The organism is Clostridium thermobutyricum (assembly GCF_000371465.1).
GTDB classification, from domain to species: Bacteria; Bacillota; Clostridia; order Clostridiales; family Clostridiaceae; genus Clostridium; species Clostridium thermobutyricum.
The window spans coordinates 69,375-70,333 of the sequence record NZ_KB850959.1 but is presented as its reverse complement, the minus strand read 5'-3'; the positions used below and the strand labels follow the sequence as shown (position 1 = coordinate 70,333).

Sequence of the window (959 nt, the reverse complement as noted above, 5' to 3'; positions counted from 1 at the left end):
AAGTTCAATATATTTATACAAACTGTTCTTTCTAGCTTATTATAATTTTCTCTATTTTGTATCTGTTCAGAATACATTTTACTCCAATAATATAAAGTTCTTTGTATCATGTTATATTCATTTTTTACCTGGATTTCTATATTTATATGTTCTTTATTATTAGTGGTGGCTTTTATATCTAACCTACTAAACTTACTTTCTAAATACTCTTTATCTATATCATTGTTTCTTATTTCGACTTCTTGTATTGGATTTGTTGGTTTAATTACTGCATTTAAAAAATTTATTAATATAGGTTTATTCTTTTCTGACCCAAATATCTTTTTAAATACAAAATCTATTTGCGGATTAAGTAATGTCCTATATACCATGATAATATTCCTCCTTATTGGTTAGTTTTTATAGTTAATTATATTATAGACTATTATATAATTTTAAAATACTATATTTTCCTAAATTATCTGAAAAAGAACTAATTATATTATCAAAATATTTACCTAAATTACTAACTTATTCTTTTAAACTTCTAAGTTAATTATTAACGCCTTCAGTAGGAGTAATATCTTTAATCTAAATAGTTTCATTGATACCATTGTTATTGCTATAGTTCCTAGTGAATTTTTGATATGCTATAATCAACATCTAAATCAAGTTGTTCTTGTAAAGGCTATAGTTCCTAGTAAATTTTTGATATGCTATAATAAAAATGCAGTAAATCCCCAACCGACACCTGCTATAGTTCCTAGTAAATTTTTGATATGCTATAATAAAAACGGAGTTGATTCAATGCCCCTTTTTGCTATAGTTCCTAGTAAATTTTTGATATGCTATAATCCAACCTTCTAATGATAATACTTTTATTTCGCTATAGTTCCTAGTAAATTTTTGATATGCTATAATCTTACGTGTCCGTGATGTGATGTCACAAAGCTATAGTTCCTAGTAAATTTTTGATATGC

1 protein-coding gene is annotated in these 959 nt (G+C 24.9%); it reads right to left on the bottom strand.

Annotated elements, in window-relative coordinates; genetic code table 11:
* Positions 1 to 371: Rpn family recombination-promoting nuclease/putative transposase (locus HMPREF1092_RS15790; protein ID WP_002599694.1), on the bottom strand; the 371-nt coding region annotated here is incomplete at its 3' end.
* Positions 372 to 959 lie beyond the last annotated feature (588 nt).